The sequence below is a fragment of the Planococcus maitriensis genome, assembly GCF_003289925.1.
In the GTDB taxonomy this organism is placed as follows: Bacteria; Bacillota; Bacilli; order Bacillales_A; family Planococcaceae; genus Planococcus; species Planococcus maitriensis.
This window is the reverse complement of sequence record NZ_QLZQ01000001.1, coordinates 1,099,007-1,125,024: the sequence shown is the minus strand read 5'-3', so window position 1 is coordinate 1,125,024 and position 26,018 is coordinate 1,099,007. Positions and strand designations below refer to the sequence as shown.

Annotated in this window: 23 protein-coding genes; all 23 read right to left on the bottom strand. The window is 50.7% G+C overall.

Going from position 1 to position 26,018, the window contains the following annotated elements:
* Nucleotides 1–23 precede the first annotated feature (23 nt).
* A complete protein-coding gene (ymfI, locus tag DP119_RS05415; protein ID WP_112231535.1) occupies nt 24–743 on the bottom strand; it encodes an elongation factor P 5-aminopentanone reductase in 720 nt (239 codons plus the stop codon).
* A complete protein-coding gene (yfmH, locus tag DP119_RS05410) occupies nt 740–2,041 on the bottom strand; it encodes an EF-P 5-aminopentanol modification-associated protein YfmH (RefSeq protein ID WP_112231533.1) in 1,302 nt (433 codons plus the stop codon). The genes ymfI and yfmH overlap by 4 nt, the downstream gene beginning before the upstream one ends.
* On the bottom strand, nt 2,034–3,308 hold the full coding sequence (gene yfmF / locus DP119_RS05405; protein WP_112231531.1) for an EF-P 5-aminopentanol modification-associated protein YfmF: 1,275 nt from the start codon (nt 3,306–3,308) through the stop codon (nt 2,034–2,036). Before yfmF ends, yfmH begins: the two co-directional genes overlap by 8 nt.
* 269 nt (nt 3,309–3,577) lie before the next feature.
* Nucleotides 3,578–4,537 carry an ABC transporter permease gene (locus tag DP119_RS05400; RefSeq protein WP_112231529.1) on the bottom strand — a complete coding sequence of 320 codons (960 nt, stop codon included), beginning with the start codon at nt 4,535–4,537 and terminating at the stop codon, nt 3,578–3,580.
* Nucleotide 4,538: 1 nt separating this feature from the next.
* Nucleotides 4,539–5,588, bottom strand: a complete 1,050-nt coding sequence (locus DP119_RS05395; protein ID WP_058380485.1) for an ABC transporter permease — start codon at nt 5,586–5,588, stop codon at nt 4,539–4,541.
* On the bottom strand, nt 5,578–7,119 hold the full coding sequence (locus DP119_RS05390; RefSeq protein WP_112231527.1) for an ABC transporter ATP-binding protein: 1,542 nt from the start codon (nt 7,117–7,119) through the stop codon (nt 5,578–5,580). The genes DP119_RS05395 and DP119_RS05390 overlap by 11 nt, the downstream gene beginning before the upstream one ends.
* Before the next feature lie 166 nt (nt 7,120–7,285).
* Nucleotides 7,286–8,365, bottom strand: a complete 1,080-nt coding sequence (locus DP119_RS05385; protein WP_112231525.1) for a BMP family lipoprotein — start codon at nt 8,363–8,365, stop codon at nt 7,286–7,288.
* A 46-nt stretch (nt 8,366–8,411) separates the two neighbouring features.
* Nucleotides 8,412–9,140 carry a GntR family transcriptional regulator gene (locus tag DP119_RS05380; RefSeq protein ID WP_112231523.1) on the bottom strand — a complete coding sequence of 243 codons (729 nt, stop codon included), beginning with the start codon at nt 9,138–9,140 and terminating at the stop codon, nt 8,412–8,414.
* A 176-nt stretch (nt 9,141–9,316) separates the two neighbouring features.
* A complete protein-coding gene (locus tag DP119_RS05375) occupies nt 9,317–11,728 on the bottom strand; it encodes an FtsK/SpoIIIE family DNA translocase (protein WP_112231521.1) in 2,412 nt (803 codons plus the stop codon).
* Nucleotides 11,729–11,805: 77 nt separating this feature from the next.
* Complete coding sequence (locus DP119_RS05370; protein ID WP_112231519.1) at nt 11,806–13,473, bottom strand: ribonuclease J; 1,668 nt, start codon at nt 13,471–13,473, stop codon at nt 11,806–11,808.
* Between the two features lie 249 nt (nt 13,474–13,722).
* Nucleotides 13,723–14,757, bottom strand: a complete 1,035-nt coding sequence (locus DP119_RS05365) for an aspartate-semialdehyde dehydrogenase (protein ID WP_112231517.1) — start codon at nt 14,755–14,757, stop codon at nt 13,723–13,725.
* A gap of 82 nt (nt 14,758–14,839) precedes the next feature.
* The gene (locus DP119_RS05360; protein ID WP_112231515.1) at nt 14,840–16,051 is read right to left on the bottom strand and encodes a M16 family metallopeptidase; all 1,212 of its coding nucleotides are present in this window, start codon (nt 16,049–16,051) and stop codon (nt 14,840–14,842) included.
* Between the two features lie 78 nt (nt 16,052–16,129).
* Complete coding sequence (pnp, locus tag DP119_RS05355) at nt 16,130–18,238, bottom strand: polyribonucleotide nucleotidyltransferase (protein ID WP_112231513.1); 2,109 nt, start codon at nt 18,236–18,238, stop codon at nt 16,130–16,132.
* A gap of 139 nt (nt 18,239–18,377) precedes the next feature.
* Nucleotides 18,378–18,647: a 30S ribosomal protein S15 gene (gene rpsO, locus DP119_RS05350; protein WP_058380477.1), complete on the bottom strand. Its 270-nt coding sequence runs from the start codon at nt 18,645–18,647 to the stop codon at nt 18,378–18,380.
* Nucleotides 18,648–18,781: 134 nt separating this feature from the next.
* Nucleotides 18,782–19,723 (bottom strand): riboflavin biosynthesis protein RibF, encoded by a 942-nt coding sequence (gene ribF, locus DP119_RS05345; RefSeq protein ID WP_112231511.1) that lies wholly within the window; start codon nt 19,721–19,723, stop codon nt 18,782–18,784.
* 1 nt (nt 19,724) lies between these two features.
* Complete coding sequence (gene truB, locus DP119_RS05340) at nt 19,725–20,654, bottom strand: tRNA pseudouridine(55) synthase TruB (RefSeq protein WP_112231509.1); 930 nt, start codon at nt 20,652–20,654, stop codon at nt 19,725–19,727.
* Nucleotides 20,655–20,746: 92 nt separating this feature from the next.
* The gene (rbfA, locus tag DP119_RS05335; protein WP_068462817.1) at nt 20,747–21,100 is read right to left on the bottom strand and encodes a 30S ribosome-binding factor RbfA; all 354 of its coding nucleotides are present in this window, start codon (nt 21,098–21,100) and stop codon (nt 20,747–20,749) included.
* An 18-nt stretch (nt 21,101–21,118) separates the two neighbouring features.
* Entirely contained in the window at nt 21,119–21,397 is a 279-nt protein-coding gene (locus tag DP119_RS05330) for a DUF503 domain-containing protein (RefSeq protein WP_112231507.1), read from the bottom strand.
* Nucleotides 21,394–23,679 carry a translation initiation factor IF-2 gene (gene infB, locus DP119_RS05325; protein WP_112231505.1) on the bottom strand — a complete coding sequence of 762 codons (2,286 nt, stop codon included), beginning with the start codon at nt 23,677–23,679 and terminating at the stop codon, nt 21,394–21,396. The genes DP119_RS05330 and infB overlap by 4 nt, the downstream gene beginning before the upstream one ends.
* Before the next feature lie 14 nt (nt 23,680–23,693).
* The gene (locus tag DP119_RS05320; protein WP_112231503.1) at nt 23,694–24,002 is read right to left on the bottom strand and encodes a YlxQ family RNA-binding protein; all 309 of its coding nucleotides are present in this window, start codon (nt 24,000–24,002) and stop codon (nt 23,694–23,696) included.
* Nucleotides 23,999–24,280 (bottom strand): RNase P modulator RnpM, encoded by a 282-nt coding sequence (rnpM, locus tag DP119_RS05315; RefSeq protein ID WP_058380470.1) that lies wholly within the window; start codon nt 24,278–24,280, stop codon nt 23,999–24,001. Before rnpM ends, DP119_RS05320 begins: the two co-directional genes overlap by 4 nt.
* 19 nt (nt 24,281–24,299) lie before the next feature.
* A complete protein-coding gene (nusA, locus tag DP119_RS05310) occupies nt 24,300–25,427 on the bottom strand; it encodes a transcription termination factor NusA (RefSeq protein ID WP_112231501.1) in 1,128 nt (375 codons plus the stop codon).
* Between the two features lie 25 nt (nt 25,428–25,452).
* Nucleotides 25,453–25,932, bottom strand: coding sequence for a ribosome maturation factor RimP (rimP, locus tag DP119_RS05305; RefSeq protein WP_112231499.1), 480 nt, complete (start codon nt 25,930–25,932; stop codon nt 25,453–25,455).
* Nucleotides 25,933–26,018: the final 86 nt, after the last annotated feature.

The following is a 26,018-nucleotide window of genomic DNA, read 5'->3' as shown; positions in this document are numbered from 1 at the left end:
CAATGATGAAAAGCTTACGGGCGCTAGATGAGCCAGCCGCCATTGACACGGATCGTCTGGCCGGTAATATAATCCGCTTTGCCGCTCGCTAAAAAGGCCACCGCATGGGCGATATCTTCAGGTGCGCCCGCACCTAGCGGAATCTCTTCTTCGAGATCCTGCCATTCCTCTTCGGTCAATCCGGCATTCATCTTCGTGCGGATCAAGCCTGGCGACACCGCATTGACGCGTGTGCCGGACGGGGCCATCTCTTTGGCGTAGGCTTTCGTGAATGCGAGTTGCGCGCCTTTTACGGCCGAATAAGCCGTTTCCATCGAAGCTCCCGTCTCGCCCCAGATCGATGCGATGAAGATAACATAGGATTTGTCATGCCTCCTGAAAAAAGGCGACAATAGCCGAACCGTCTCGATCGGGTTCTTTACATGGACGCGCCATAAAGCGTCTTGATCGGCACTGCTGGTGTCCTGTAAAAGGCCTGACAGCGCATGGCCACTTGCACAAACAAGACACGAGCTATCGAAAACTTGGCTTGCGACTTGCTCGGCACCGCCGTCTTTTGTGAAATCGCCTTGTACCGGGATGAACTCCTGCTGCGGGTAGCGCAGGCTTAGTTCTTCCTCCAACGCTTCAAGGGGGTTCGAATGGTAATGAAGATAAAGCGACCAGCCCTCATCCGCCATCTGCCTGGCGATAGCGCCGCCGATGTCTCCCGACGCCCCGAGAATCAGAGCGAATCGCTTCACGCCTGTTCTTTCTCCGGTGATTTGATCGTGAAGACGGATTGCTGGCTTTCCGCACTGACCGCTGCAAATGCTTCCTGCAAATCGGCCACTTCGATTTGCTCAAGCACCGGCACAACATCGAAAAGATTCATGCCATTGAACGCATATTGCGTAAATTGGTTGGCGATGTATTCCGGGGAATTCAAAGCGCGCATGAAAAAGCCGATTTTCTTGCGGCGTACGCGGTCCAGGTCTTCCTGTCCGAAAGGCCATTTTTCCACTGCCTGATGGATCGTCTTCTTGACCTCTTGTGCGAATTTTTCAGGATGGTTCGTGTCCGTGCCGATGAGTGCATAGCCGAATCCGCTTTCCAGTGAATAGTCGAATGAATACGATTCATCGATCCAGCCGTTTTCATAAGCTTCATGGTAGAAATCCGAAGTTCTGCCGAACAATAATTCATACGCTAGCTGTGCGGACAATTCGTGCTTGAGCATTGCCGGCCCGTACAAATCGAGCCGCTCCGGTTTGACGCCGACAAACACTTTCGGTTTTTGCACCGCCATTTCCAATGTACGTTCCTTGACTGCCGCTTCCTTCGGCTCTTCCGGGAAAATGCGCTCGATCGGTGCTGGCTCATCGAATGTTTTTGCCGCCTGGTTGTCTTTAACGAACTGCATCATGCTGTCCGGCTCGACGTTCCCGACGATGAACAACGTCATATTCGACGGATGATAGAACGTGTGGTAGCAGGTGTATAGATGTTCCGCAGTGATGTGTTGGATCGACTCGACTGTGCCTGCGATATCGATTTTCACCGGATGGTTCTTGTAAAGATTCTCGATCATGCCGAAATACAAACGCCAATCCGGCTGGTCGTCATACATGGTGATTTCTTGTGCGATGATGCCTTTTTCCTTTTCTACCGTCTGTTCGGTGAAATAAGGGCTCTGGACGAAATCAAGCAAGGTCGTGACGTTCTCCTGGATGCGCCCTGTCGCAGAAAATAGATAGGCTGTCCGTGTAAACGAGGTAAATGCGTTGGCAGAAGCGCCGTTTTTGCTGAATTCCTGGAAAATATCGCCTTCCTCTTTTTCGAACATTTTATGCTCCAGAAAATGCGCAATGCCGTCCGGCACTTGAATCGCTTCTTTTTCACCAAGCGGGATGAAATGGTTATCGATCGAGCCGTATTTGGTCGTGAAGGTCGCATAGGTTTTCGAGAACCCGCGCTTCGGCAAAATATAAACCGTTAAACCGTTCGGTAATTGTTCGTGATAAAGCGTTTCTTCGAGTTGGTTGAATTCCATTTTATTCATCACTAGCTTCCTCCTTGCCGGACAAGAAATACGTCATTTGCAGGCTCAAGCCTTGAGCTGCCTGCGCAATCTGCTCTTTTGTCACTTTTTCCCATCTCCCGATCAAATAAGCGGGTTCGAAGTCTTCCGAGAGTTCCATGTATTGATCGTAAATATCGATCTGGCCTCTTGCCGAATCGAGTGCTTCTTTTAGTTGATTGGTGAGCAAGGCCTTTGTCTGTTCCAATTCGGTATCGGTGATGTGCCCGTTTTTGACTTCCCCCAATTGATCGAGGATCAGCGATACCGCTTTTTCCTCCAGTTTGCGGTCGATGCCCGCCAGGACAAACATCAAGCCGAACTGAGAGGCATAGGAACTCGATACATAATATGCCATGCTTTCCTTCTCGCGGATATTGGCAAACAACTTCGAATGTGCATAGCCGCCGAAGACGCCATTCATCAATTGCATGACCGGGAAATTTTCATCGCGGAAAGTGACCGGCGTGAAGAACATCATATGCAATTTCCCTTGTTTCATGTCCTCGTATTCAAGCACGCGGGACTGTTTCGGCGATTGCAATTGGTTTTCTGTTTTTGCCGGAAGCTGTTTGCGGTCGGCAAAATGGAAATAATCGCGGATATGGGCCGTGATCACTTCCGGTGAGACGTCTCCTACTACATAAATCTCCACTTCATTATTTTCCAGCATATGATGGTAGGCCGCGACAAGCGACTCGTTCGTCACTTGCTTTACTTGATCGATCGAGCCATTGGAAGTGATTGATGCCGGATGGCCGGGAAGCCCCAGTTCCATCATGCGCTGCTGGGCGTAGCGGGTTTTGTCGTCGAACACCGATTCGATCCGCTGGACGATCGATTCCTGTTCACGCTTGAAAATATTTTCCTTGAATAGCCCATTCTCGAAATTGGGCTTGAACAGGACGATATACATCAAATTCATTACTTTCTCAAGGACCCCTTCATCCGATAGGTATTGATCATTGACGGTTTCGACATTCAAGTTGATGATATGGTCGTCACCGCGTTTGGTGGAATCTATGTATAATGATGTGCCGTATAAATCATCAAGCACCATGCGGAGTGCTGTATGGGATGGGTACATTGCGTTGCTGTGCTGCAAAACGTTCGCCAGAATCGCGCGCTCCGACGCGCTTTTCACGGTGAGCCGGTCCTTGAAGCGAATCGAGAAATTTATCGTCTTGAATTGCGTCGTTTCATGTACGTGTACATTGACGCCTTGTGCAATCTTATTTGTCTCAAACATGTTGGATCCCCTCTCGTGATTCTTACACTAACTATACCGGACTTTTTCCTTTAATTGCAATGAAACCGGAGGAAAGCACTGGAAAAAAGCGGACGAAGTTCAAGCTACTCCCTGATAATGCGGATTCCTGGCAAAATCACCGTTCCATAGTTTCTATTTAATGAAAGATTTCTTTGGAACATGCGTCATCCGCGCCTGATTTTCCCCACAAAAAAACTGGTGGGGCTTCCCCACCAGTTTCACCGGCCGCTAATAGGCGGCGCAGTTTTTTAACGCTGCCCTTTGATATACGGTTTCCCGTTCGCTTTCGGGGCATTGGCGCGGCCGATAAAGCCTGCCAGCGCGAAAATCGTCAATACATACGGGAGGATCAACAGGAAGACGTTCGGGATTTCCTGTATGACCGGGATTGAAGAACCGACGATGCTCAAGGATTGTGCGAAGCCGAAGAACAAGGCTGCGCCCATCGCGCCGAGCGGATGCCATTTGCCGAAAATCATCGCGGCAAGCGCCATGAATCCTTGGCCATTGATCGTCGCATGGCCGAAGTCTCCTGTAATCGTCTGCGCATAGATCGCGCCGCCGATTCCTGCAAGTGCGCCCGAAATCATGACTGCTACATAACGCATTTTCGCGACGTTGATCCCCATTGTATCGGCTGCCATCGGGTGCTCGCCGACTGCGCGAAGGCGCAAGCCGAACGGCGTCTTGTAGATGACGAACCACGCAAGGAACGCGACAGCGATCGCAAAGAATGAGGTATTGTAGACCGATGTAAAGAATAGTGGGCCGATAACAGGAATCTCAGACAATACCGGCACGTTGTAACGAGCAAAGCGTTCGCTGATGAAATCTGTCTGACCTTTATCGAAAATGCTTTTCACCAAGTAAAGTGCCAGTGCAATCGCCAATAAGTTGATGGCGACACCTGAAACGACTTGGTCTGCACGGAATGAAATCGATGCAACCGCGTGCAGCAGCGACAACAGGAGCGCTGCGACCATCGCTGCGATCAATGCCAGCCACGGGGTCATGCCGCCGAATGTATCGGCAAACAACAAGTTGAACAAAATTCCCACAAATGCGCCGATGACCATCAAGCCCTCCAGGCCGATATTGACGACACCTGAGCGTTCAGAGAACACCCCGCCGATTGCGACAAGAATAAGCGGCGCTGCATAGAAAATTGCCGAAGGGACGATGAAATATAGGATTTCCAAAAAGCTCATATCACTTCGCCTCCTTCTTTTTGCCGGCCGCTCGGAGCAGCAGCAAACGAATGATATAGCCGGATGCTACGAAGAAGATGATCACGGCGATGACAATTTCAACAATCTCGATCGGAATGCCCGCAGCATTCGGCATATTAAGTGCGCCGTATTTCAAGGAGCCGAATAACGTGGCGCCGAAAATGACACCAAGCGGCGTGTTCATCCCGAGAAGCGCGACGGCGATGCCGTCAAAACCGATTCCGGTGAAGCCGCCTTTGGACGAAACATACTCAAACGTCCCAAGCGCTTCCATTGCGCCAGCAAGTCCAGCAAATGCACCGGAGATGACCATTGCCATAATAATATTTTTATTGACATTCATTCCTGCATATTCAGAAGCATGCTGGTTAAAGCCGACCGCCTTCAGCTCGAAGCCGAGCGTCGTCTTCTCCAGGATGAACCACATGACGGCGACCATGATCAACGCCAGCAATAAGCCCAAGTGCAAACGGGAAAATTCCGTCAAGTTCTCCAGGAATTCAGAACGAAGGGACGCGCTGGCGAAAATTCGCTCTGTGCGGTCTCCCCCTTCGGATACCGTCCGGATCAAAGCATTGGTAACGTGAAGGGCAATGTAGTTCATCATGATGGTGACGATAACTTCGTGCACGCGGAACTTGGCTTTCAATAACCCCGGAACAAAGCCCCATAATGCCCCCGCTACAGCCGCTGCCAAAATCGCCAGCGGCAAATGGATGATTTTCGGCAGTTCAACCGCTACGCCGACATAAGCTGCAGCGAACCAGCCAACGATCAATTGCCCTTCGACCCCGATGTTAAAGAGCCCTGAGCGGAATGCGAATGCAACGGCTAAACCAGCCAATAGATAAGGTGTAATTTGGCGAAGCGTTTCGCCGATTGTATATAGGTCTCCAAAAATACCGTTCCATAATGCAGCATAACCTTCAATCGGGCTATAGCCGCTGACGAGCATGATGATCGCCCCGACGATCAGGCCGAGCACGACGGAAACGATCGGGACCAGCAAGTTTGTCGCTCTATTCGACACGGTGCTTCCCGCCTTTCTTGTCTTTTTCCGCATGTCCTGCCATGAGAAGACCCAGTTCTTGTTCGGTTGTTTCTTCAGGAATCACGACATCGACGATTTCGCCATCATGGATAACGGCGATCCGGTCGGAAACGTTCATGACTTCATCCAATTCGAATGAAATCAATAATACGGCTTTTCCATTATCCCGCTGTTCGATCAAGCGGCTGTGGATGAATTCGATCGCGCCCACGTCAAGCCCGCGCGTCGGAAGGGCGGCGATGAGCAAGTCCGGATTGCGGTCGACTTCACGGCCGATGATCGCTTTTTGCTGATTTCCGCCGGACAAAGCCCGTGCCGGTTCATGCGGCCCTTGCGTGCGGACATCAAAGTCCTTGATGATTTGCTGGGCTTTTTCCGTAATCTTGTTATAGTCCATGATTCCTGACTTCGAGATCGGTGCAGTATAGTAGGTTTGAAGCGCAATATTATGCCCAATCGGGAAATCGAGCACCAGGCCGTGCTTATGGCGGTCCTGCGGAATATGGCCGACGCCGGATTCCGTCACTTTCCTCGGCTTCATGCCTGTTACATCCTTGCCATGAATCAATATTTGCCCGCTTTTGACTTTGCGCAGCCCGGTGATCGCTTCGATCAATTCCGATTGGCCGTTGCCGTCGATCCCCGCAATCCCGACAATTTCCCCTTTGCGGACGGCCAAGTTCAAGTTTTTCACCTTAGCAACGCCCCGATAATCCTCGACGACGAGGTCTTTGACTGTTAAGGTCTCTTCCGTTGGGTGGGCTGGGCCTTTTTCGGTCTTGAACGTGACTTGGCGCCCAACCATCAAGGCAGCCAATTCATTTGGATTTGTTTCCGACGTTGTGACGGTTCCGATGCCTTGCCCTTTGCGGATGACTGTTACACGGTCTGAAACGTCCATGATTTCTTTTAGTTTGTGGGTGATGAGAATGATCGATTTGCCTTCAGCGATCAAACGCTTCATGATTTGGATCAATTCCGTGATTTCCTGCGGAGTGAGCGATGCAGTCGGCTCGTCGAAAATCAGGATTTCAGCACCGCGATAAAGCGTTTTCAAAATTTCCACGCGCTGCTGCATGCCCACCGAAATGTCTTCGATGATGGCATATGGATCGACATTCAAGCCGTATTGCTCCGATAACTTCGCCACTTTTTGTGCGGCATCTTTCTTGTTCGTCACGCCCATCTTTGTCGGCTCGCTGCCGAGAATGATGTTTTCGGTGACACTGAAATTCTCGACCAGCATAAAGTGTTGGTGCACCATGCCGATCCCGAGATCATTCGCAACGTTCGGGTTGGAAATATCCACTTTCTTCCCTCTGACGCGGATTTCACCGCCTTCTGGTTGGTACAATCCAAACAAGACGTTCATCAAGGTGGATTTCCCTGCCCCGTTTTCACCGAGCAGTGCATGAATTTCCCCTTTTTCAAGCTGCAGGGTGATATTGTCGTTGGCGACAAAATTCCCGAACTCTTTGCGGATATTCAGCATTTCAATAACATATTCCACGGTTTTCACTCCCTCGGAGACTGGTTGTTTCTTGATTTAATGAATTAATACATGAAAGGCTTCTATTGGCAGAAACCTTTCATCTATTAATCTTTCGAAAAATAGACGAAAAAAAATCATAAAGACCGGATACCCGGTCTTTATGATGACCGTATTTGACTACAGTTTATTCGGAAAGCGTTTCAGGAACTTCGATTTCACCGGAAACCACTTTCTCTTTGTACTCTTCGATTTGGCTCATGACATCTTCCGGAATTGCCCCGCGTGAATCCGCAAGGCCGACACCTTCGTCAGACAAACCGTAAGTGACAGTTTCCCCGCCTGGGAATTCGCCGTTCATCGCTTGTTCAGAAATGTTCATAACCGCAGTATCTACGCGTTTCAAGACAGAAGTCAATGTTACGTTCTGATCGCCAGTCTGGCCTTCTTCGTATTGGTCAGCGTCTACGCCGATCACCCATACGTTTTCATCAGGATTGGCTTCTTTGCGTTCTTTTGCTTCAGTGAACACGCCGTTTCCTGTTCCGCCTGCAGCGTGGAAAATGATGTCAGCTCCAGCACTGTACATGCGGTTTGCTGTCGTTTTACCCAATTCCGCTTTATCAAAAGCACCTGTGTATTGAACATCGACTTCGATTGAATCATCAACAGCTTTCACGCCTTCGAGGAATCCAGCTTCAAAGCGTTCGATAACCGGGATTTCCATGCCGCCGACAAAACCGATTTTGTCAGTTTCAGTCATCAATGCTGCAGCAACACCTGCAAGGAATGCGCCTTCTTGCTCTTTGAACATGACGCTTGCCACGTTCGGTGCATCCACTACCGCATCGATGATCGCGATTTGTGCATCCGGCTGCTGCTCAGCGATTTCCTTAACTGCACCTTCCATCAAGAAACCGATACCGAAGACGACATCAAAATCACGGCGGATCAAGTTGTTCAAGTTGGTGTTGTAATCAGCGTCGGAAGCGGACTGGAGGTAATCAAACCCGCCGTCTCCTTTTTCAAGGCCATTTTCTTCACCGAACTGCTGGATCCCTTCCCAAGCTGATTGGTTGAAGGATTTGTCATCGACACCGCCGACATCCGTAACCATCGCCACAGAGAAATCGCTTGCTTCTTCAGTGCCTTCTCCGCCTGCAGCCGAATCGCCGCCGTTTGAAGTGTCTTCTTCGCTGCCGCATGCCGCAAGAACTCCAGCCGCTAGCATTAATGATAAACCTACGCCAAATTTACGTTTAATCAATGTAATAACCCCCAAGGTTTTTTTGATAATAGCAGGAATCAGATGTTTACAGACGTTTTCGAACTACATGGAAGCTGAATTTATCAGCCCGGAAATAGTTCTTTGAATACAGCACCAAACGATCGTTTTCATCGTAGTGATGCTGTTTTAATACGAGTAAAGCGGTTTCCGGATCGCATTCAAGAATCGGAGAGGCTTCCTCATGGTAACCGGTTGGGTCGATGAAGGTGACCGCATACGAGATGCGGATATCGCCGGATTCTTCAAGCGCCGAAAAAATGGAGCTTTCTTTGCGTCCGAGAAAGCCTTCAGGCATGAAGACGGAAGGCACTTTGTCGATGCAATAGACGACAGGCTCCCCGTTTGCCGTTCGGACGCGTTCAATTGTAATGACAGTATCCTCCGGATTGCAATGAAAGCGGTTAACATCTTCCTCAGAACAAATGGACTCCGAAGTGCTCAAATAGACCACCCCAGGTTCCATTCCTGCCTGCCGGATCATATCGGAGACGCTTGTCAATTCCTCGATGCCCGATGAGAAGACCGGTTTCGAATTGACAAACGTCCCGACACCGTGGCGCCTGACGATTACATTATCCTCTTCCAGAAGCCGCAGCGCCTCTCGGAGAGTCGCGCGGCTCACCCCAAGGGATTTCGAAAGTTCGAACTCGGATGGCAGTTTCTCTTTCTCTTTATAGACACCCGAAGCAATGTCCTGCTTCATTCGATCGATCACTTGGAGATACAATGCACGGTGATCCGATTTGATTGTCATACGATTCACCACCCATGACAGAGATCAGACATCTGATGTAAAACATTCCTACTAATCAGAAATACTATACCATTTAATAGAAGTGAAATAAATAGCAATTTGTCGAATTCTGCGAATTTTCCTTAATGGGCCTGCTCAAATACTAAACATTTTGTCACAAATCAGCTATTGACTGATCAGTATTCTTCCTGCTTAGGAACCAGGACCTGACGTGGCTTACTGCCCTCATAAGGCCCGACGACCCCGCGCTGCTCCATTTGGTCTATGATCCGGGCAGCACGCGAATAACCGACACGGAACCTGCGCTGCAGCATCGAGACGGATGCTGTCTGCATTTCCGTCACCAATTGCACGGCTTCATCATAAAGGTCGTCCGTTTCCTGGTCGATGCTTACTTCCTCGACGTCGGATGGAATCATATCTTCCTGATATTGCGCTTTTTGCTGTTCGATTGAAAAGTCGACGATTTTCTCAACTTCGGTATCCGACAGGAACGCCCCTTGCACGCGCACAGGTTTTGACTGGCCGGCACCGAGGAACAGCATGTCGCCGCGGCCGAGCAATTTCTCCGCCCCGCCCATGTCGAGGATGGTGCGTGAGTCGATTGCGGATGATACCGCAAATGCAATGCGCGACGGGATGTTCGCCTTGATGACGCCGGTGATGACATTGACACTCGGGCGCTGTGTGGCGATGATCAAATGGATGCCCGCAGCCCGCGCCATCTGCGCAAGCCTTGTGATGGCATCTTCCACTTCGTTCGATGCGACCATCATTAAATCCGCCAATTCATCGACAATGACGACGATAAACGGCAGCTTCGGATGCTTTTCTTCATTTTCCGCATTGAATGTATCAACATAATCGTTATAACCTTCGATGTTGCGTGTGCCGGTATGGGAAAACAGCTCATAACGCCGTTCCATCTCCGAAACGATTTTCTTCAAGGCTTGTGCTGCCTTACGCGGATCCGTCACGACCGGCGCAAGCAGATGGGGAATGCCATTATAGACATTCAATTCAACCATTTTCGGGTCGATCATCATCATCTTCACTTCATGAGGCTTGGCGCGCATGATAATGCTCGTGATGATGCCATTGATACACACCGATTTCCCGCTGCCGGTCGATCCCGCTACGAGCAGGTGGGGCATTTTATTGAGTTCGGTCATGACCGCTTGGCCCGTCACGTCGCGGCCGAGCCCAAACAACAGCTTCGAATCGGGACGGTTGTTCTCTTCCGATTCCAGTACTTCCCGAAGGCTCACGACCGCCACTTCCGTATTCGGCACTTCGATGCCGATCGCCGATTTCCCGGGAATCGGCGCCTCTATGCGAATGTCACGCGCAGCAAGCGCCAAGGCCAGATCATCGTGCAGGCTGACAATCTTGCTGACTTTCACGCCGACATCCGGCAGCACTTCGTATTTCGTGACGGCAGGCCCCAGATGGACTTGCGTCACTTTCGCGCGAACGCCGAAACTTTGGAAGGTTTTCTCGAGCTTCTTGGCGTTTTTCTGGATGCCCGAATACTCGCCACTTTGGTCGCTATGCGGCGGCAAGGTCAATAGATCGATCGGCGGCAAAGCATAATCTTCATTTTCTGCCTCCTCTTTCATCGACATGACCGGCTCTTTCAAGATCTCCCCGGTTTCCGGATCGACGTGCCTGATTTCTTCAGAAGCTTCAGCTTTAGGCTTTTCCTCCTCTGCATCCTGCCGCTTCGGTTTGACCTTTTCGGTGAATGCCGATATGATCGGCTCTTTTTCCGCTTGCTCTTCCGGTTCGCGCTCGCTTTCCTGATCAAAAACCAGCGTGGTCTCCGTTTCCTCCAAAGTATCGTCATAAGCCAATTGCTCATTCATTTCCAATACTTTTTCAGGCGCATTTTTCCTGCGCGGCTGTTTCTCCACCGGTTTGTGTTCCGGCTTGAAGCGTTCTGCGAGAGACCGCATCGCTTCGCCGGCAGCCGGCAAGCGCTCTGCGATCACCGGCGCTGCCGCTTTGCCGGTCAAGATGATGGCGCCGATCGACAATAGGATGATCGCGATGACCCATGTGCCGGCTGTCGCAAACAGCACATGAAGTAGCGCATACAGGACAGCGCCGAAAAACCCGCCGCCCGTCGCTTCGTAATTGCCCCAGATCGTGCCGGTCATTTGCGTCATTTTCGATGTTTCCGACAAGACATTCGCCGAAGTGATCGGCAAGATCGAACCGGCTGCCCAGATCAAATGGCTGATCAATAATGCACCGGCAAGGAGAAACACCGAACCGGCTGCAATTTTTGCGCGGATTTTCGGCAGCCCCCGCTTGACCATGATATGGAGTGCAGCTGCGATCAATGCCAGTGGTGCGAGAAAGGCCAAATAGCCGAGCAGGTACTCAGCCATGTTATTGAACATGCGTCCGATCAAACCGAGCCTAAAGACCATCAGGATCGCGATGCCGATCATGATGAGCCCTGTCACTTCGTAGGCGATCATCGGTGCCGGCTGGCGCTTCTTCTTCGCTTTGGCCTTCGGTTTTGTGCGTGGTTTGGTGCGCGGCTTTGCGGTGGTTTTTTTATTCGTGCGGCTTGGCGCCATGGGATTCCCTCTTTTCTTACGTAATGAAAAAGGATTCCTGCCGATAAAATCGGTACGGAATCCCTTTACTTGTATTCTTAGTATTCCATGATGATCGGAATGATCATCGGACGCCGTTTCGTCTGCTGGTACAGATACGAATTGAGCGTATCGCGGATTTCCTGTTTGATGTTGTTCCATTCGAACGCATCGCGCGTCACGTATTTATCGACGACTTTGCGCACCAATTGGCTCGACTCATCAAGCAATTGCTCCGATTCGCGGACATAGACAAAGCCTCTGGAAATGATTTCAGGCCCTGAAGCGATGCGCTTTTCCTTGCGGTTCAGCGTGACAACGATGATAAAGATCCCGTCCTGCGACAGAAGTTTGCGGTCGCGGAGGACGATGTTGCCGACGTCCCCGATACCGATGCCGTCAATCAGGACATTGCCTGTCGTGACGCGGCCGCTCATGCGGACTTTTTCTTTTCTGTATTCAACGATATCGCCTTTATCGGCGATGAAGATATCCGATTTAGCGATCCCGATTTGCTGTGCCAATTTCGAGTGGGCGATGAGCATTTTGTATTCCCCTTGGATTGGGATGAAATACTTCGGCTTCATCAAGTTCAGCATCATTTTCAAGTCTTCCTGGCTGCCATGGCCGGAAACGTGGACTTTCTTGTTGGATGTCAGCACTTTCGCCCCGGCTTTCGCCAATTTGTTCATCGTCTGGAACATCGGCACTTCCATGCCCGGTGAAGGCGTGAAGGTGATCAAGACGGTATCCGTTTCATTGATGCGCACATCTTTATGTTGGCGTTTGACCATTTTGTCGAGCGCTTCAAGCGGTTCACCTTGGTTGCCGGTCACGATGATAACGACTTCATCATCATTGTATTTCTCTAAGTCTTTCATGGAAATGACCGTGTCTTCGTCCACTTCCAGATACCCTAGGCGCAAGCCGACTTCATAGCTCTTCTCCAGGCTTTTGCCGATAACGGCGACTTTCTTGCCCGTTTGGTGCGCGATATCGAATACTTGCTGGATACGGATGAAGTTTGATGAATAAAGTGATACAAGAATACGGCCCGGCGCCTGGTGGAATGCCGTCAGGATATGGTCGGCAACGACCGTCTCTGACGTCGTATAGCCCGGGCGTTCAGCTTCGGTGGAATCCGACAGCAGCATCAGGACGCCGTCTTCGCCAAGCTTCGCCATTTTGGCAAAATCCGGGCGGTAGCTTCCTTGCATCGACTGGTCGAATTTGAATTCGCCTGTATGGACGATGGCGCCTTCCGATGTATGGAAGACGATGCCGAGTGCATCCGGAATGCTGTGTGTCGTATGGAAAAAGGTGACGTGTGTTTTGTCGAAATTCATGCGGCTCTTATTCGTTACTTCGAAGAATTTGTAATGCTTGAGTGAGCCGAGTTCCTTCACGTGTTCTTTTGCAAGCGCGATGGTCAGCTTCGACCCGTATACCGGCGCTTGGACTTTCTTCAATAAGTATGCAATCGATCCGATTGCGTCTTCATGGCCGTGTGTCAGGAAGATCCCTTTAACACGGTCTTTGTTTTCCTCAAGATACGTGACGTCCGGAATGACGATATCGACGCCGAGCATCTCATCTTCCGGAAACATCAATCCGCTATCGACAACGAACAGGTCATCGTCGATATCGATGACGTACATCGCTTTCCCGATCTCTCCTACTCCGCCAAGCGGAATGACTCTTATGACTTCGTTTTTAATTTTACTCAATTGATTTCCTCCTAAAAATATTTCACCCGTACAGATCCATAGACTTCATTATACGGTAATCACCGGTAACAGTCCAAAGAAAAAATATCCCAGCCGTTTGTCCCGCGTGCCTGGCGCAAAAACATCCGTTCGTGAAACAAAAAAAGCCACCCGCACACACTAGGAAGAAACAACTTCCAAGCGGCACCGGATGGCGATGGATTTCATGTGCATCAGCCGGTTACCCGTGGATGGGGTTTGGCTGGCAGCTTACAGCAATTGTTCTTCGATAAGCGCTTCAGCGATTTGAACCGAGTTCAACGCCGCACCTTTGATCAAATTATCGGAGACGATCCACAAATGATAGCCGTTCGGGTTGTCGAGATCTTTGCGGATGCGGCCGACGAACACTTCATCTTTCCCGGCTGCCATCAACGGCATCGGGTATTCCTGATTGGCAGGATTGTCTTGCAGCACGACGCCTGGCGCTGAGCTCAATGCGTCCCTTACTTGCTCGACGGACGGCGTGCCATCCAGTTCCACATAGACGGATTCCGAGTGGCCCGTCACGACAGGCAAGCGCACACAAGTCGCCGCGACCGCCAAGTTTTGGTCGCTCATGATCTTCTTCGTTTCGTTGATCATTTTCATTTCTTCCAGCGTATAGCCGTTATCTGCAAATTGGTCGATCTGCGGCACTGCGTTGAAGGCGATCGGATAATGGCGATTTGCTGACTTTACAGGCAAGACTTTCGCTTCAGCATTTGCTGCGTTATCGAAATCCGCGGACTGTTCTTTCAATTCGTTGATCGCATCGATCCCAGCGCCTGAAACCGCTTGGTACGTCGAAACGATGATTTTCTGCAAGCCGAACTGGTCTTTTAGCGGCTGCAAGGCGCACACCATTTGGATCGTCGAGCAATTGGGGTTGGCGATCACGCCGGAATGGCCTTTCAACGCCGATTTGTTCACTTCAGGGACAACGAGCGGAACTTCTTCGTTCATGCGGAATGCGCTCGTATTGTCGACCACGATGGCGCCTCGTTTCACGGCTTCAGGGGCGAATTTTTCGGAGATGCTGCCGCCTGCGCTGAACAAGGCAATATCCACGCCTTCAAAAGATTCAGGGACCGCTTCTTCTACTGTATAGGATTGCCCGTTAAATTCGATTTTCTTGCCCGCAGAGCGCGCAGAAGACAGGAACTTGATGTCCCCGACAGGGAACTGGCGCTTCTCCAGCTGGTCTTTCATTTGCTGGCCGACAGCACCGGTTGCGCCCATGATCGCTACATTATAGGTTTTCACTCGACTCTCTCCTTTTTAGCTGATTTGCGTTATTGTAACATAATTTATCGCATTAGCGCGACAAATTGCCGCAATTCATTTTTCATTGTGAACGGATGATGGAGATGGCTGGCGCAGCGACAGTCAATTGCATTAAATCAAGCACATGTTCACGCTCGACTGCATCGATCAGGCGGATGATGTCGTCAGCGGATTGGTGTTTGCCGTGAAGCAACTCATATTTCCCGTTGCGGCTCATCCTTGCCCCCGTACTTTCCAGCCCAAGCAGCAAATTGCCTTTCAATTGCTCGCGGGAATCCGAAATTTCCAAGTCGCTGATATCCCCTTCCCGCATACGTTGCAGCGATGTCCGGATCAATTCCTCGACTTCCCCGACTTGATGGTCGGCTGTGCCCCCGTAGATCGCGAGCGTGCCGTGGTCTGAATAGGCTGAATGGTAGGAGTAGACCGAATAGGCCAGGCCGCGGTCTTCGCGGATTTCCTGGAACAGCCGGGATGACATAGAGCCGCCGATGATATTGTTCAAAACAGCCAGCGCGAACAGCTTATCGTCTTGCAGCGACAACCCTGGATACCCTAGGCAGATATGGGCTTGTTCGGTCTCTTTATGCTTGATCGATTGCCCTGGAACGAAGGTCGGCAGGACATGGGCATTGCAGGGGCTTTTCCGCTCAAAAGAGCCGAATAAGGACTCGATTTGCGCAAGCAGTTTGCTGTCGATATGGCCTGTCACGGAAATGACCGTATTCGACGGTGTGTAATGGCGCTCCATATAATCCAAGATCTGCTGTCTCGAAAAGCGGTCCAGCGTTTCAACCGTACCTAAAATCGGGGCACCGATCGCATTGTCGGGATACATGACCCGCCATAACTGCTCGTGGACATCGTCATCTGCCATATCTTCTGTCATGCTGATTTCTTCCTTGACGACGAGCCGCTCTTTATCGATTTCTACGGGGTCCATCACCGAATTGAAAAACATATCCGCCAGCACTTCGACTGCCAGCGGGGCATGGTGGTCAAGCACTTTGGCGTAATAACACGTATATTCTTTTGATGTATAGGCGTTCAAATCGCCGCCGATGCGGTCGAATTCCCGCGCGATGTCTTTAGCGCTGCGTTTTTCGGTGCCTTTGAACAATAGATGCTCGATAAAATGCGTGATGCCGTTTTCTTCCGGCCCCTCATCACGTGATCCCGTATTGACGAACACCCCGACCGCAACGGATCGGAAATGAGGAATATGTTCAGAGACGATGCGCAAACCATTTTGGCAAGTATAAGTGGTAACCATTGAAAGCCCTCCTGTATATGAAAAAAATTGCCGGCGAGTGCCACCGGCAATTTTTTCAATGTGTTTTCACTTGCTGTTTCAAGCCTTTTCGGCAGCTTCTTTTTCTTCTTTCAAAACCGTTTTACGGGACAAATTGACGCGTCCCTGGCGGTCGATTTCGATGACTTTCACTTTGACGATATCGCCCATCTTCAAGACATCTTCCACTTCCTTCGTCCGTTCTTCCTGGATTTCGGAAATATGGAGAAGCCCGTCTTTGCCTGGGAATAACTCAACGAATGCGCCGAATTTCTCGATTCGCTTGACTGCGCCTTCATAATATTCGCCGACTTTCGCTTCGCGTACGATATTCTCGATCATCGCTTTCGCTTTGGCGTTCATGTCTTCATCAACGGAAGAGATGAAAATCGTGCCGTCTTGTTCGGTGTCAATCTTGACGCCTGTTTCATCGATGATTTTATTGATGACTTTTCCGCCGGGCCCGATGACGTCGCGGATCTTGTCTGGGTTGATTTTCACCATGATAATCTTCGGTGCGAATTTAGACAAGGACGTGCGTGGTGCATTGATCGTGGCAATCATCGATTCCAGGATGTGAAGGCGACCGATTTTCGCTTGGGTCAATGCTTCTTCCAGGATTTCACGGGATAAGCCGTCGATCTTGATATCCATCTGAAGGGCTGTGACGCCTTCTGCCGTTCCCGCTACTTTGAAGTCCATATCGCCGAGATGGTCTTCCATTCCTTGGATATCGGAAAGAACGGTATAGTTCTCGCCTTTTTTCACAAGGCCCATGGCAATCCCGGCAACCGGTGCCTTAATCGGCACACCTGCATCCATCATGGCCAAAGTGGAGGCGCAGATGCTTGCCTGTGAAGTCGAACCGTTCGATTCCAACACTTCGGAAACAAGGCGGATGGTGTATGGGAAATCTTTTTCGTTTGGAATGACCGCTTCAAGCGCACGCTCGCCTAAAGCTCCGTGGCCGATTTCGCGCCGGCCGGGGCCGCGCAGGAAGCCGGTTTCCCCGACGGAGAACAACGGGAAATTATAATGGTGCATAAAACGTTTTGTCTCTTCCAAGCCGAGGCCGTCGATGATCTGCACATCGCCGAGTGCGCCGAGCGTACAGATGCTCATCGCCTGTGTCTGGCCACGCGTGAAGAGGCCGGAGCCGTGCGTACGCGCAAGGACGCCAACTTCAGAAGAAAGCGCGCGGATTTCGGATGGGCCGCGGCCGTCGGGACGGATTTTTTCATCCGTGATCAGGCGGCGGACTTCATCTTTGACCATTTTATCGAGCACTTGGCCCGCTTGTTTCTTAACATCGTCTTCTGAATCTGCATACGCTTCTAGCGCACGTTCGCGGACTGCCGCAATCGCTTCATTGCGAGCCTGCTTTTCGTTCACTTGGACTGCAGCGTTCATATCTTCTTCAACGGCAGTTTTCAAATCAGCCGTCAAGTCAGCATCCAGTTCGTATAATTGGACAGCTGATTTCTCTTTGCCGACTTCGGCAGCAATTTCTTCCTGGAAAGCGATCAATTTCTTGATCACTTCGTGGCCGAACATGATCGCTTCAAGAATCACTTCTTCCGACACTTCTTTGGCGCCGGCCTCGACCATGTTGATGGCGTCTTTCGTGCCGGCAACCGTCAAATTGATCGAACTTCTTTCCATTTGCTCGCCAGTCGGGTTGATGATGTACTCGCCGTCAATCATCCCGACGATAACGCCGGCAATTGGTCCATCGAATGGAATATCTGAAATCATCAATGACAATGAAGAACCGAACATCGCTGCCATTTCAGACGGGCAATCCTGGTCGACTGACATGACCATTGAAATGACCTGAACTTCATTGCGGAAACCGTCCGGAAATAGCGGGCGCAGTGGACGGTCGATCAAACGGCTGATCAAGGTCGCTTTTTCGGATGGGCGCCCTTCGCGTTTGATGAATCCGCCCGGGATTTTCCCGACAGCATATTGGCGCTCTTCGTAGTTCACCGTCAGCGGGAAGAAATCCAAAGGCTTCGGTGATTTCGATGCGGTTGCAGTGGACAGCACTGCTGTATCGCCATAACGGATCAATGCCGCTCCGTTTGCTTGTTTTGCCAGTTGACCGACTTCGACCTTCAGTTCGCGGCCAGCCCAGTCAAATGTGTAAACCTTTTTTGTTTGCTCCATAGTCGAGCTCCTCTCTTACCGTGTTTCATGTAGTATGTATCTTTAAATAGTGTATCAAAAAAGCACATCAAGTGCGATTCAATGATAAGTTTTAAGCATAAAGAAAAAGCGGGACGAATCCCGCTTTCTCTGCTTGCTATTATCGGCGTAGGCCAAGTCTTGCGATTAACTCACGGTAGCGTTGTACATCGTTCTCGCGTAGGTATTTAAGCAAGTTACGACGGCGTCCAACCATTTTGAATAGACCACGGCGTGAATGGTGATCTTTCTTGTGGGTACGCAAGTGCTCGTTCAAGTTGTTGATGTCTTCTGTAAGAATGGCGATCTGAATTTCTGGAGAACCAGTATCAGTGTCATGCACTTTGTATTCATTGATCAATTCATTTTTACGTTCTTGAGTGATTGCCATGCTGTTCCACCTCCTAATCTCTGATAGCCCCTATTACCTAGCAAACGTTGGTGATTCGATTTGCCAAGCAACGGTTAGTACGTTCAGTACTTTGATATCATAGCACAGTGATTTCCTGAAATCAACTGTCCGACTTATACTTCGAAGTATTGCTTTGCAGTATCTTTGTCCCGCCCGATTTGGGTTTTCAGTTCATCGATGCCGGAAAATTTCTGTTCATCACGGATGCGCTTATGCCATTCGACGACAACTTTCTCCCCGTAAATCGACTTATCGAAGCCTAGGATATGTACCTCGATGACCAGGTTCTTCACGTCGGGATTATTGAACGTCGGCTTGTAGCCCACATTGCAGACGCCGTCGAAGTATGCGCCTTGCACTTCGATTCGCACAGCATAGACGCCGCGCTTCGGAACGAATGTGCCGAGTTCCGGTTCGACGTTCGCAGTCGGAAAGCCGATCGTGCGCCCGCGCTTGTCGCCGTTGACGACCGTCCCGGAAATCCGGTAGGGCCTGCCGAGCAGATGATGGACCGGCTCCACCAGGCCATCTTTCAGCAGGTGGCGGATGCGCGTCGAACTGATTTTTTCATCATCTTCCTCGATTTTACCGACCGTTGTGACATTGAATTGCCCGGCACCGCAGGTTTCCATAAACGCCATATCCCCGCCGCCTTTATAGCCGAACGAAAAATCGAAACCGGCAACGACTTCTTTCACGCCGAGGCCTTCGATGAAATGCTCGATGAATTGTTCCGGAGAAAGTTTCGCGAACTCCGAAGTGAAGCGGACGATATAGCAGATGTCTACGCCCATCTTCTGCAAGATTTCCATCTTTTGGCCAAGCGGCGTGATGTAGAAGACTTCTTCTTTCCGGCCACCGAGCACCAATGAAGGATGCGGATCGAAAGTCATGACAGCGGATTTCATTCCGCCTGCCTGCGCTTTATCGATCGCCGTGCCGATCACTTTCTGGTGCCCGCGGTGGACGCCGTCAAAAAAGCCGATCGCCATCGACAGCGGGCCGTGTTCTTGTGCTTTCATCTCATGCGGATAACTCAAGTGAATGATTTTCATATTACACCTCGTCCGTTGGGGGAAATCCAAACATTTTTTCGGGTTTCATTTTGCCCGGCTTATCCGGATGCCGTTTGTACAATGCTGCCGGTTCGCCTTGATAGGTGAACACGACAAGCGGTTCTGCCTTCAGGGCCGGATGCTCCTCGAGCACTTGACCATTCTTGATGCCGAACAGCAAATCGGCCGGAATCTCTTCAAAAGGAAATGCACTTAAGCCATAGGCGAGAGGCTGCAAAATGGAACCGATATCCCCATTTTGCGCAATTTCCTCCACTTCGGCAAGCGTCACACATTGTTCTTGCGTAAAACTGCCGGATTGGGTGCGTGTCAGCTGTGACATATGGGCCGGATAGCCAAGCGCTTCGCCGATCTGGACAGCAAGCGTCCGGATATACGTCCCTTTGCCACAGCGGATGCGGATACGGAAACGAATATTCTGCCCGCTCCAAGCGTCCGCTTCACCCAATAATTCGATTGAGTCTATCTGCACCGTCCGTACCGGGCGTTCCACCGTTTGGCCTTTGCGGGCATATTCGTAAAGCTTTCTGCCGTCCACTTTGACCGCTGAATACATCGGCGGAATTTGTTGGATTTCGCCGGTCAGGCTTTTCAGCACTGCTTCAAGCTGCTTGCGGGTGATTGTTTTCTCGCTTGTGTCCCGTGCGACTACCGCGCCTTCTGCGTCTTCGGTTTCCGTGGAAAATCCGATCAGCACCTCTGCTTCGTATGTTTTCCCTTGATCTGTGATGTATTCTGCGACTTTAGTTGATCGGCCCAAACAAATCGGCAACACGCCATCCACTTGGGGATCAAGTGTCCCGGTATGCCCGACCTTTTTTGTTCTAAGGATTTTTCTCAGCCGGAAAACACAATCATGTGACGTCATGCCCGGTTCTTTCCATAACGGAAGGATCCCATTCGGTTCCATATCGGAAGCCCCTCTCTTCATCGGTTCTAGGACCGAGCTATAGTATGTAGAAAAAAGCCTGCTGTCTAGTAATAGACTGGCAGGCTTTCGGTTTACTCTTCTGTTGGATCTTTAATATCCCGCAGCAATGATTCAATCCGATTGCCGTATGCGACAGACGAATCGATTTCAAACGCCAATTCAGGAGTCTTGCGCAGACGGATCCGCTGCCCGATTTCCGAGCGGATGAATCCTTTGGACTTCGCAAGGCCGAGCAATGTCTGCTCTTTCTCTTTGTCGTCGCCCAATACGCTGATATAGACTGTTGCCTGCTGAAGGTCGCCCGTCACTTCGACATCCGTCACTGTGACAAATCCGATGCGCGGATCTTTCAGTTTTCTGCCGATAATCTCGCCGAGCTCTTTTTTCATCTGCTCAGCCACACGATTCGAGCGCATTGATGACATTTCGAATCCACTCCGTTCTTACAAATATTCTTTCTGTATTTCCATGCATTCCCACGACGGATTGCTTTCGAGAAAGCGCAGCACATGCTCCATTTCACGTTCCGCCGCTTCTTTCGAAGAAGAAACGGTGACGAACGCGAGGCGCGTGCGCTGCCAGACTTCCTGGTGATCGACTTCCGCCGCCGATACATTGAATTTCTGTTTTGTGCGGGTCATCATGCTTTTGACGACCGCGCGTTTTTCTTTCAATGAATGCGCGGTAGGGATGAAAAACTCGCATTCCATCAAAAGGATCATTTTCGTTCGATTTCTTCCATGATGTAGGCTTCGATGATGTCGCCTTCTTTAACATCATTGAAATTTTTGATTGTCACGCCGCATTCATAGCCTTTAGCGACTTCTTTCGCGTCATCTTTGAAGCGTTTCAATGTATCGATTTCACCTTCGAAAACGACAATGCCATCACGGATGATACGCACGCCGCTATCGCGGGTGATTTTGCCTTCCGTTACATAGCTTCCGGCAATCGTCCCGACTTTGGACACTTTGAAGGTGCTGCGGACCTCCGCCTGGCCGATGATTTTCTCTTCGAACTCTGGGTCCAAGAGGCCTTTCATCGCCGCTTCGATTTCTTCGATCACTTTGTAGATGATGCGGTGCAAGCGGATATCGACGCCTTCTGCTTCTGCTGCACGCTTGGCATTGACATCCGGGCGGACGTTGAAGCCGATGATGATCGCGTTAGAAGCTGCCGCCAGTGACACATCGGACTCCGTAATGGCGCCGGCGCCAGTATGGATGACTTTCACGTTGACGCCTTCCACATCGATTTTCAAGAGTGAAGCAGCCATCGCTTCCACTGTCCCTTGAACGTCAGCCTTGACGATCAAGTTCAACTCTTTCATCTCGCCTTGCTTCAACTGATCGAACAAATTGTCGAGTGTGACACGGTTCTTTTCAGAGCGCATTTCCTGCAGCGCTGTTGCAGAACGCGCTTCCCCGATTTGACGGGCCGTTTTCTCGTCTTCAAAGACAACGAAGCGGTCACCGGCTTGCGGCACATCGCTAAGCCCCGTAATTTCGACAGGTGTTGAAGGGCCCGCAGTCTTCACGCGGCGGCCAAGGTCATTGACCATTGCACGCACGCGCCCGAAGGTATTGCCGACAACGATCGGGTCGCCGACATGCAAAGTGCCGTCCTGGACGAGCAAAGTCGCGACAGAACCGCGGCCTTTGTCGAGCTCCGCCTCAATGACCGTACCGATCGCACGGCGGGCAGGGTTCGCTTTCAATTCCGCCACTTCGGAAACAAGTAGGATCATTTCAAGAAGGGTATCGATGCCATCGCCAGTCAATGCGGAAAGCGGCACGAAAATCGTATCGCCGCCCCATGCTTCAGGGACGAGACCGTGCTCGGTCAATTCCTGCATGACGCGGTCCGGGTTAGCGGACGGTTTATCCATTTTATTGACTGCGATGATAATCGGTACTTCCGCCGCCTTTGCGTGGTTGATCGCTTCGACTGTCTGCGGCATGACGCCGTCATCAGCAGCGACGACGATAATCGCAATATCCGTTACTTTCGCACCGCGCGCGCGCATCGTCGTGAACGCTGCGTGGCCCGGCGTATCAAGGAACGTGATTTTCTTGCCGTCTTCCTCTACTTGGTAAGCGCCGATATGCTGTGTAATCCCTCCTGCCTCTCCGGCAGTCACTTTCGTGTGGCGGATTGAATCCAGCAAAGTCGTTTTCCCGTGGTCAACGTGGCCCATGATCGTAACAACTGAAGGGCGCTCTTCTTTTTTGGCTTCTTCTTCAGGTTCGAAGTAGACTTCCAAGTCGGTTTTATCGACAAGGATTTCTTCTTCCACTTCTACATCGTATTCTGCACAGACAAGTTCAATGGCATCTTTATCCAACTCTTGGTTGATCGTTGCCATGACGCCGAGCATGAATAATTTTTTGATGATCTCTGACGGCTCGCGCCCGAGTTTTTTCGCCAAATCGCCAACAGTCAATGATTCACTGAATGTGATTTTTGACGGCAATTCTTTTTCTTTTTTCGGCATTGGCGGCATCGGGTTCACCGGGCGCTGCTGTTTGCCTTTGCGGTTGCGGTTTTGGCCGCCTCGTCCCGGTCCGTTCGAACGGCCGCGCTGGCCTGGCCCCGGAGCCGGTTTTGCAGCTTTCGGCGTGAAGTTGGAACCGCGCCCTGCTTGGGCCGTTCCTTGCTGAGTGGATTGCGAGCGGTTCTGGCCGCCTTGCCCGCCTGTGCGGTTCTGGCCTTGACCGCCTTGAGGGCGTGATTGGCCGCCTTGCGAGCGGTTCTGTCCGCCTTGGCTTCCTTGTCCGCTTTGCCCGCGGCGCTGGTTTTGGCCTTGTGGGCGGGATTGTGAACCTTGCGCACGGTTTCCTTGTGCAGTTTTTTTGTAAATGCCGTCCAATTTCGTCACAGCAGTGTCTTCTAGTGTAGCCATATGGTTATTGACTTTGATATTCATTTTTGACAATTCATCGATGATGTCTTTGCTCGGTTTATTTACTTTTTTTGCGTATTCATGTACTCGAATTTTGGTCATCTGCTCACCCCCGGTTAGTTTTCATCAAACAAGCTCGTCATTTTCTTGGCAAAACCGGTATCGGTAACCGCCAGGACGACGCGCGCTTCTTTTCCTATTGCATGCCCGATCTCATAGCGGCTAGCGCCTATGCGGACTGGGACGTTATAGGAATTGCATTTATCATGCAGTTTTTTTCTCGTGTTTTCGGACGCATCCTCAGCCACAATGACCAATTTTGCATTGCCGCGCCGCACTTCGCTGATGACCAGTTCTTCACCGGTCACCAGCTTGCGCGCGCGCGTGGCAAGCCCCAAAAACTGCAGGATCTTTTCTTTATTCATGATTTCAGCTGCTCTCTGCGTACGGCATGGACGAGCTCCTCATAGATTTCGCCTGGAACTTTCACTTCAAGCTGCTTGTCCAAAACCTTCTTTTTACGTGCCAGTTCGATGGCATCTTCCGATTTGGAAACATACGCGCCTCTCCCTGACTTCTTGCCGGTAAGATCGACGAATACTTCTCCTTCTTTGGAGCGTACCACGCGGATCATTTCCTTTTTCGGATGCATTTCACCGGTCGCGACACATTTTCTTAACGGAATTTTCTTTTGCATAGCCAACGGATATCACCTTCTCAGCTTATTCTTCTTCGTCGTAAAAATCAAAGCCATCCGCATCTTCATCTGTTTCTGATGCAACAGATGCTGACTCTGCAGACGGGTAGATCCCAAGTTCACGGGCATCCGTTTCACTCTTGATATCGATTTTCCAGCCTGTCAATTTCGCCGCCAAACGCGCGTTTTGTCCACGTTTGCCGATTGCAAGCGACAATTGGTAATCCGGTACGACGACTGTCGTCGATTTATCGTCTTCACTTACTTGCACATCCAATACTTTGGATGGGCTAAGGGCGTTCGCTACGAATACGACCGGGTCTTCCGACCATTCCACGATGTCGATTTTCTCCCCGCCAAGCTCATTGACGATGGTTTGCACGCGTCCGCCGCGTGAACCGACACATGAACCGACCGGATCCACTTCTTCATCGTTCGCATGCACCGAGATTTTCGAACGGTCTCCCGCTTCACGCGCGATCGATTTGATTTCGACGATGCCGTCATAGATTTCCGGCACTTCGTTCTCGAACAGACGGCGCAGAAGCCCTGGATGTGTGCGTGAAACGAACACTTGCGGGCCGCGCGTCGTACGCTCGACCTTAGTGATATAGACCTTGATGCGGTCATGCGGCTGGTAGCTTTCGTTCGGCATTTGTTCCGTCTGCGGCAAGACCGCTTCGACTTTGCCCAATCCGACGTAGAGATTGCGGGCATCCATGCGTTCCACGATGCCGTTGACGATATCGTCCGCACGGTCGACATATTCTTCAAAGATCAAGCCACGCTCTGCTTCACGCACGCGCTGCGTCACGACTTGTTTTGCCGTTTGCGCAGCGATGCGCCCGAAATTGCGCGGTGTAACTTCCTCTTCCACAATATCGCCGATTTCATAAACCGGGTTGAGCGCACGTGCATCTTCCAATGAGATTTGCAGGCGGTCGTCTTCGACTTCCTCAACTACATCCTTGCGGGAATAGACAAGCATCGTGCCGGTATCGAGGTTCAAGTCGACACGGACGTTTTGCGCTTGGTTGAAATTGCGCTTATAGGCGGTGACAAGCGCTGCTTCGATCGCTTCGATCAACACATCGCGTGATATTCCTTTTTGTTTCTCCAACACTTCTAAAGCATCCAATAGCTCACTGCTCATGTTTTTCACTCCTAAATTCTTCTATTCAGCTTGCAGAAAAATCGATCGCCAGACGGATCAAGGCAATTTTCTTTCTCGGGATGCTGATGGTTTTTCTGCGGGTCTTGATCTTGATCTCGATCTCCACTTGTTCTTCATCATATGACTTCAAGTAACCCTCGAATTCCTTAGCGTCTTCAATCGGCTCATACGTTTTGATGTAGATGAATTTCTCCAAAGCTTTTTCGAAATCCTTTTCTTTCTTCAAGGGACGCTCCGCCCCGGGTGAAGATACTTCCAGGAAATAGTTCTGCTCGATCGGATCGGTTGCGTCGAGCTCTTCGCTCAAGCGTTCGCTGACGATCGCGCATTGGTCGATGTCGATCGGCTCCTGTGGATTGTCCACATAGACGCGCAAGAACCAGTTCTTGCCTTCCTTCACGAACTCGACATCGACCAGTTCAAGTTCCAGCTCATCGATGATCGGTTGTGCCATTGCTTCAATTTGATCTGTAATTTTGCTCATAAAATGCCTCCTGCCAATAATATGCCATAACAAACAGAAAAGAGCGGGAGAACCCACTCTTCTGCGACAGAGCTATCAGTAAATGT

What these genes read in the sequence shown, in the direction of transcription:
- DP119_RS05380 (WP_112231523.1), bottom strand. Translation starts at nt 9,140, where the DNA reads ATGACAATCAAATCGGATCACCGTGCATTGTATCTCCAAGTGATCGAT.
- truB (WP_112231509.1), bottom strand. Translation starts at nt 20,654, where the DNA reads ATGGAACCGAATGGGATCCTTCCGTTATGGAAAGAACCGGGCATGACG.
- DP119_RS05330 (WP_112231507.1), bottom strand. Translation starts at nt 21,397, where the DNA reads ATGATCCTTTTGATGGAATGCGAGTTTTTCATCCCTACCGCGCATTCA.
- yfmH (WP_112231533.1), bottom strand. Translation starts at nt 2,041, where the DNA reads ATGAATAAAATGGAATTCAACCAACTCGAAGAAACGCTTTATCACGAA.
- DP119_RS05360 (WP_112231515.1), bottom strand. Translation starts at nt 16,051, where the DNA reads ATGGTTACCACTTATACTTGCCAAAATGGTTTGCGCATCGTCTCTGAA.
- rpsO (WP_058380477.1), bottom strand. Translation starts at nt 18,647, where the DNA reads ATGGCAATCACTCAAGAACGTAAAAATGAATTGATCAATGAATACAAA.
- DP119_RS05320 (WP_112231503.1), bottom strand. Translation starts at nt 24,002, where the DNA reads ATGAATAAAGAAAAGATCCTGCAGTTTTTGGGGCTTGCCACGCGCGCG.
- rimP (WP_112231499.1), bottom strand. Translation starts at nt 25,932, where the DNA reads ATGAGCAAAATTACAGATCAAATTGAAGCAATGGCACAACCGATCATC.
- DP119_RS05400 (WP_112231529.1), bottom strand. Translation starts at nt 4,537, where the DNA reads ATGAGCTTTTTGGAAATCCTATATTTCATCGTCCCTTCGGCAATTTTC.
- rbfA (WP_068462817.1), bottom strand. Translation starts at nt 21,100, where the DNA reads ATGTCATCAATGCGCTCGAATCGTGTGGCTGAGCAGATGAAAAAAGAG.
- DP119_RS05375 (WP_112231521.1), bottom strand. Translation starts at nt 11,728, where the DNA reads ATGGCGCCAAGCCGCACGAATAAAAAAACCACCGCAAAGCCGCGCACC.
- pnp (WP_112231513.1), bottom strand. Translation starts at nt 18,238, where the DNA reads ATGGAGCAAACAAAAAAGGTTTACACATTTGACTGGGCTGGCCGCGAA.
- infB (WP_112231505.1), bottom strand. Translation starts at nt 23,679, where the DNA reads ATGACCAAAATTCGAGTACATGAATACGCAAAAAAAGTAAATAAACCG.
- nusA (WP_112231501.1), bottom strand. Translation starts at nt 25,427, where the DNA reads ATGAGCAGTGAGCTATTGGATGCTTTAGAAGTGTTGGAGAAACAAAAA.
- yfmF (WP_112231531.1), bottom strand. Translation starts at nt 3,308, where the DNA reads ATGTTTGAGACAAATAAGATTGCACAAGGCGTCAATGTACACGTACAT.
- ribF (WP_112231511.1), bottom strand. Translation starts at nt 19,723, where the DNA reads ATGAAAATCATTCACTTGAGTTATCCGCATGAGATGAAAGCACAAGAA.